Consider the following 6,459-nt stretch of genomic DNA (forward strand, 5'->3'; position numbering starts at 1 on the left):
CAGTCTTTTTGCCTTCATGCGGCTGTGCTGACGGACGGCGTGTGCTGCTGTTGCCAGCAGGCTGCCTGCTGACTGTCCTGCCGTGTCCGTTCTTCAGTTTGGGAGCAGGTTGCGATGTCAGTGTCCACGCTAACAATCCTCGACGGTGGCATGGGGCGTGAGCTTCACCGGATCGGGGCGCCGTTCCGTCAGCCGGAATGGTCTGCCCTTGCCCTGATGGAGGCTCCCGAGACCGTCCGGCAGGTGCATGACTCCTATGTTCTTGCCGGGGCTGATGTGCTGACGACCAACAGCTACGCCCTCGTCCCCTTTCATATCGGGGAAGAGCGTTTCAGCGCCCGTGGGCAAGAGCTTGCCGACCTTGCGGGGCAGCTGGGCCGGGCGGCGGTGACTGCTGCGGCGTCTGGACGGGGGGTCCGCCTCGCCGGTTCCCTGCCGCCGCTGTTCGGCTCCTACCGTCCCGATCTGTTCCGGCCGGAGGAGGTTGAGCGCCTGCTCCGCCCCCTGATCGCCGGTCTTTCCCCGCATGTTGATCTCTGGCTGGCGGAAACGCAGGGATCTGTCATCGAAGCAAGAGCCATCCGGACAGTCATCGGGCCGGAGGATACGCGTCCCTTCTGGCTGTCTTTCACGCTGGAGGATGCCAACTGGGAGGCTGTGGTGGCAGGGCAGGCTGTTCCGACCCTGCGTTCCGGAGAGTCTCTGGAGGAAGCCGTTCAGGCTGCGCTGGATCTCGGGGTGGCGGCTTTGCTGTTCAACTGTAGCCATGCAGACATCATGGAGGTCGCTGTCCGGAAGGTTGCCGCCCTTCTGTCGGGGCCGGATGCGCCGCAGATCGGTGTGTATGCCAATGCTTTTGCTCCGACGGCCCATAAGCACGGGGCCAATGAGGGGATCAGTGACCTGCGGCATGATCTGTCCCCGGAGGATTATCTGCGCTTTGCCCGCCGCTGGCAGGATGCCGGGGCAACGGTGATCGGGGGGTGCTGCGGTATTGGCCCTGATTATATCTCCGCGCTGTCTTCAGCCCTGCGGGGCTGACATTTTTCTGTTTCAGGAGTTGTGCCATGAGCGACAATCACCTTTCCTTCAGCCGCCGCTCTCTTCTGCTGGGGGCCGGTGCCCTGCTGGCCGGCGCCGTACTGCCCTTCGGTCCGGGCTTCGCGGCGGGGACGGACCAGCCGAGAAAAGGGGGGCATCTGGTGCTGGGCATCAATGGTGCCTCCTCCAGCGACCGGCTTGACCCGGCGACCTATCCGGAGCTGTACACCTATGTTGTCGGCGCTCAGCTCTTTAACACTCTGATCGAGCTGGATGACGGCAGACTGAAACCCGCACTGGCCGAGAGCTGGGACGCGCGGAACGGTGGCGCTGACTGGGTGCTGAAGCTGCGGAAGGGGGTACAGTTCCATAATGGCAAGACCCTGACCGCCGCCGATGTGATTTATTCCCTGAACCATCATCGTGGGGAGAAATCCCAGTCTGCCGTGAAGGTTTATCTGGATACGGTCCGGGACATCCGGGAGACCGCTCCGCTTGAAATAACCATCTCGCTGACAGAGCCGAACGCAGACCTGCCCTACCTTCTGGCCGATGTCCATTTTGGTATCACGCCGGACGGGGCCGACTTTGAAAAAGGGATCGGAACCGGGGCCTTTATTCTGGAGACCTTTCAGCCGGGGGTCCGGACCCTGACCCGCCGCAACCCCAATCACTGGCAATCCGGGCGGGGGCATGTCGATACGGTTGAAACCCTTGCCTTCAATGACAGTACAGCCCGTATCGCCGCACTGCTGAGCGGAAAAATCCACATCGCCAACCGGATTGACCCAAAGCTTCTCGGAAAGATCGGCAACTCCCCCAAGTTTAAGATCTATCGGTCTGCGGACTCCGATATTCTCACCCTGCCGGGCCGTTTTGATCAGGCCCCTTTCAATTCCAAGGATGCCCGTCTGGCCCTGAAGTATGCGATTGACCGGGAGCAGATCCTGAAATCGGTCCTGTCCGGCTATGGCTCCATCGGGAATGATCAGCCGATTGTTCCGTCTAACCCTTATTTTGCCGCCGACATCAAGCCGCTTGCCTATGATCCGGACAAAGCCGCCTATCACTGGAAAAAGGCCGGATACGATGGCCGTGTCGTTCTGTCTGCCGCCGATGCAGGGTTCCCCGGCGGTGTCGATGTGGCGCAGCTGTATCAGGCATCAGCCCGCAAGGCCGGTGTGCCTCTGGAGATTGAGCGGGTCCCCGATGATGGGTACTGGAGCAATGTCTGGCTGAAAAAGCCGTTTGTCGTTTCCAACTGGGCCACCCGGCCAACCGCCGATGCAATTCTGACGCTGGTTTATCTCTCGACGGCGGAATGGAATGAGTCCGCGTGGCGCAATCCGCAGTTTGACCAGCTGATCCGGCAGGCCCGGGGAGAACTGAATGAGGACCGCCGCCGGCAACTGTATCATGACATTCAGCGGATTCTGTCCGAGGACAGCAGTGCCCTTGTCCCGGTCCGGTCAGACCTGCTGGACGCCGCCAGTGTCAAGGTTAAGGGTTTCGTGACATCGCCGGGGCTGGCCCTCAGTTCTCTGCGGGCCCCGGAGAAAGTCTGGCTGGAAGCGTAAGGATGGGGCCGGGCACTGCGGCTGGCTCCGCCGCCCGGCCTTCGATCCGGCAGGGGATGTTTCGATGTTTTTAAGGGGTATTCGCACCGTTGCGCAGCCGATGCGGAACCGTTTGCGGAATCACATGCTGGCGGTCCTGATCCTGCGGCGTCTGCTGGGGGGTATTGTGCTGCTGCTGGCAATGTCAGCGATGATCTTTGCCGGGACGGAGCTTCTTCCCGGAGATGTGGCAACCGCCGTTCTGGGGCAGTCGGCAACGCCATCGGCTGTTGCCGCCATCCGTCTGGAGCTTGGGCTGGACCGTCCGGCATGGGGCCGGTATCTGGCATGGCTGTCCGGGGTTCTCCAGGGGGATTTCGGTGTCAGCTACGCCAGCCATCAGGATGTGGCCGCCACGATTACGGAGCGGTTTATCGCCACGGCATCCCTGGCCGGGGCCACAGCCCTGACAGCCGTTCCTCTGGCGGTCCTTCTCGGGATTCTGTCAGTCCTGCACCGGGACCGGGGGCTTGACCGGCTTGTGGTTGTTTTCAGCCGGGCAACGGTTTCCCTGCCTGAATTTTTCGTGGGGTATACGGTGATACTGCTGTTTTCGGTACAGCTTGGCTGGGTCGACAGCAGTTCAACCGTCTATACCGGTATGCCGCTGACTGACTGGCTGGCCGCTATGGTCCTGCCGGTTTTAACCCTCTGTCTGGCAACGGTCGGTCACATGGTCAATATGACACGGGCTGCTCTCCTGAATGTGCTGTCAGCGCCGTATATCGAGATGGCGGTTCTTAAAGGGGTGTCCCGGCGGCGTATTCTCTGGCGTCATGCCCTGCCCAATGCCGTTGCCCCGATCATCAATGTGATTGCCCTGAATCTTGCCTATCTTGTCGTGGGTGTCGTTGTGGTTGAAGTGATCTTCGTTTATCCCGGGATGGGGCAGATGATGGTCGACAGCGTGGTGAAGCGGGATCTTCCGATGGTGCAGGCCAGTAGCCTGATCTTTTCAGCCGCGTTCATTCTGTTCAATACAGTGGCTGACGCTGTTTCGCTGGCGGCCAATCCCCGTCTGAGGCATCCGCGATGACGGGGCGCATTGTTCAGTCTCTGTCCGTCTGGGGCAGTGTGATTGTTTTAACCGGGCTGGTCGTTATCGCGGTTCTGGCCCCTTTGCTCGCCCCTTATGAGATCAATGATGTGGTTGGTGGGGTTTGGGATCCGGCATCCCGCGCGGTGTGGCTGGGAACGGATGTTCTGGGGCGGGACCTGTTGTCCCGGCTGATCTGGGGAACGCGGGTTACTCTTTTCGTCGCTGTCAGCGCGACGGTTCTGGCTTTCCTGATTGGCGGGAGCGCAGGTATTGCCGCAGGATTGCTTGGAGGGTGGGTTGACGCAGCGATCTCTGCGGCCGTCAACCTGATCATGTCTGCGCCGACGCTGATCCTGGCGTTGATTGTTCTTTCAGTGATGCCCAATGGATTGGTCGTTTTGATTCTGGTGATGGCCTTGCTGGATGCAACGCGGGTCTACCGGATCAGCCGGTCTCTGGCGCAAGGGATTGCCGCCATGGATTACGTGGAGGCTGCCTGGCTGCGGGGAGAACGCTGGTGGTGGATCCTGCTGCATGAAATTTTTCCGAACGTTGTCTCCCCCTTGCTTGCGGAGTTCGGTCTGCGGCTGGTGTTTGCTGTTCTCTTTCTCTCAACCCTGTCTTTCCTTGGCCTGGGGATCCAGCCCCCGGAAACTGACTGGGGCAGCCTTCTGCGGGAAAACAAGGACGGCATCATTTTCGGGGAGTGGTCAGCCCTGATCTCAGGGGCGGTGATTGTTGTCCTGTCTCTTTCCGTTACGGCTGTTCTGGATGGGTTTCAGGCGCGGTCTTTGCGCAGAGGGGGGCAGAGATCATGACGGGGATCCCGTTGCTGGAGGTTCGCGGACTCACGGTTTCCGCTCCCGTTCCTGACGGGGGTGGGGTGCCCCAGTGTCTTCTGAACGCCGTTTCTTTTTCGGTCTCGAAAGGCAAGGTTCTGGGGGTTATCGGGGAATCCGGTGCGGGCAAGTCAACACTTGGTCTTGCCGTCCTTGGGTATGGGCGTGGCGGTGTGAAGACGGTCGGCGGGCAGGTGCTTTTTGATGGACAGGATGTCCCATCACTCCCGGAGGCCGCACGGCAGGCCTTACGCGGAACACGTATTGCCTATGTGGCACAATCCGCAGCCAGCGCCTTTAATCCGTCCTTGCCCCTTGGAGAGCAGATCATAGAAACCCCTGTTGACCGGGGTCTTCTGTCACGGCAGCAGGCATGGGATCGGGCGATATCGCTTTTGGGCCTCTTGGGGTTGCCTGACCCGGCTACGGTGATGACCCGGTATCCGCATCAGGTCTCCGGGGGCCAGTTACAACGGGCGATGACAGCCATGGCCCTGTGTTCCGGGCCGGATCTGGTCATTTTTGACGAACCGACCACAGCTCTTGATGTGACAACGCAGATCGGGGTCTTGCAGGCGATCCGTACCGCCATCGCCAGAAGCGGAACGGCAGCCCTTTATATCAGTCACGATCTGGCACTGGTGGCCCAGATCGCCGATGATGTCCTTGTTCTGCGGCATGGCCAGACCGTTGAATATGGACCGGTCCGGAAGATTATTTCAGACCCCGATCAGGATTACACCCGCCAGCTTGTCTCTGCGGGAAAAGGGACTGTTGTTCCTGCCTTGCAGGACGCAGGGCCACTGCTTGACATCAAGGATATCGGGATGGCGTATCCCGGTGGGGAGCCGGTTTTATCGTCTGTTTCTGCTTCTGTGCGGAAAGGTCAGACTCTGGCCCTGATCGGGCGGTCCGGATCCGGTAAGACATCGTTGGGGCGGGTAATCTGTGGTCTTAACAGCCCAACGGCTGGGCATGTTTCCTTCGCGGGGGACGTTTTACCGTCGGGACGGCGGCAGCGCAGCCGTGATCAGTTGAGGCGGATCCAGCTTATCCATCAAAGCCCGGATCTCGCCTTGAATCCCGCCCATACAGTAGAAGAAAGCATTGGCCGCCCTCTTACGCTGTATTGGAAACAGCGGGGGCGTGTGCGCCGGAACGCAGTGCTGGAGCTTTTGCAGCAGGTTGAACTGTCGGAACGTCTCATCGACAGTTATCCCGCCGCGTTATCCGGTGGGCAAAAACAGCGCGTCTGTATTGCCCGTGCATTGGCTGCCCGGCCCGATCTGATCGTGTGTGATGAGCCGACATCGGCCCTCGATCCCTTGGTGGCACAGGGTATCTTAACCCTGCTGGCACAGACGCAGCAGCAAACAGGTCTGTCCTATCTGTTTATCACGCATGATTTTCATGTGGTCAGGCAGGTTGCGCACCATGTGGCCGTCTTGCATCAGGGGCGGATCATTCAATATGGCCCGACGGACGAGGTGTTCTCTCCACCCTATGAAGAGGAAATGCACCGGCTGATGCTCTCTGTACCGGAACTGGATGTAGACTGGTTAAACCGGGTGCTTGCAGACGCCCCAGAGGAGGGGCTGTTTACGTAAGCCCCGCAAAAAGAGTCATTTTCTTGAAAATAGTGTTTGACGGTTGTGCTGAGTGGACCTATAAAGCGCCTCCCGACGACGCGGGCCGCAGCGAGTAGCTGGTGGGAAGCGGAGTTGGAAGTCACCATGGTGGCGCCGCTGTTAGACAAGTGAAGAGAGGGAAGGGATACGTGGGTATCTGGCCGGACGAATGGCTGGAACCTGAGTATCTTGTAAAGCAATGCTTTGTGAGAGTAATGGTTCAGGTCAACTTGAGAGTTTGATCCTGGCTCAGAACGAACGCTGGCGGCAGGCCTAACACATGCAAGTCGAGCGCT

Annotated in this window: 5 protein-coding genes and 1 rRNA gene; all 6 read left to right on the plus strand. The window is 59.7% G+C overall.

The annotated features are described in order from the left end of the window. The first annotated feature begins 114 nt into the window (after positions 1-114). The gene (locus FHS48_RS13895; RefSeq protein ID WP_184264169.1) at positions 115-1,041 is read left to right on the plus strand and encodes a homocysteine S-methyltransferase family protein; all 927 of its coding nucleotides are present in this window, start codon (positions 115-117) and stop codon (positions 1,039-1,041) included. 26 nt (positions 1,042-1,067) lie between these two features. Next, complete coding sequence (locus FHS48_RS13900) at positions 1,068-2,618, plus strand: ABC transporter substrate-binding protein (protein ID WP_184264170.1); 1,551 nt, start codon at positions 1,068-1,070, stop codon at positions 2,616-2,618. Between the two features lie 124 nt (positions 2,619-2,742). After that, positions 2,743-3,693 carry an ABC transporter permease gene (locus FHS48_RS13905; protein ID WP_260402478.1) on the plus strand — a complete coding sequence of 317 codons (951 nt, stop codon included), beginning with the start codon at positions 2,743-2,745 and terminating at the stop codon, positions 3,691-3,693. 182 nt (positions 3,694-3,875) lie between these two features. Next, entirely contained in the window at positions 3,876-4,514 is a 639-nt protein-coding gene (locus FHS48_RS13910) for an ABC transporter permease (protein WP_221443516.1), read from the plus strand. Further along, positions 4,511-6,142 (plus strand): ABC transporter ATP-binding protein, encoded by a 1,632-nt coding sequence (locus tag FHS48_RS13915; RefSeq protein ID WP_221443517.1) that lies wholly within the window; start codon positions 4,511-4,513, stop codon positions 6,140-6,142. Before FHS48_RS13910 ends, FHS48_RS13915 begins: the two co-directional genes overlap by 4 nt. A gap of 247 nt (positions 6,143-6,389) precedes the next feature. Next, a 16S ribosomal RNA gene (locus tag FHS48_RS13920) occupies positions 6,390-6,459 on the plus strand; the annotation flags it as partial.

This window comes from Novispirillum itersonii, from assembly GCF_014205675.1.
Taxonomy (GTDB): domain Bacteria; phylum Pseudomonadota; class Alphaproteobacteria; order Rhodospirillales; family Rhodospirillaceae; genus Novispirillum; species Novispirillum itersonii_A.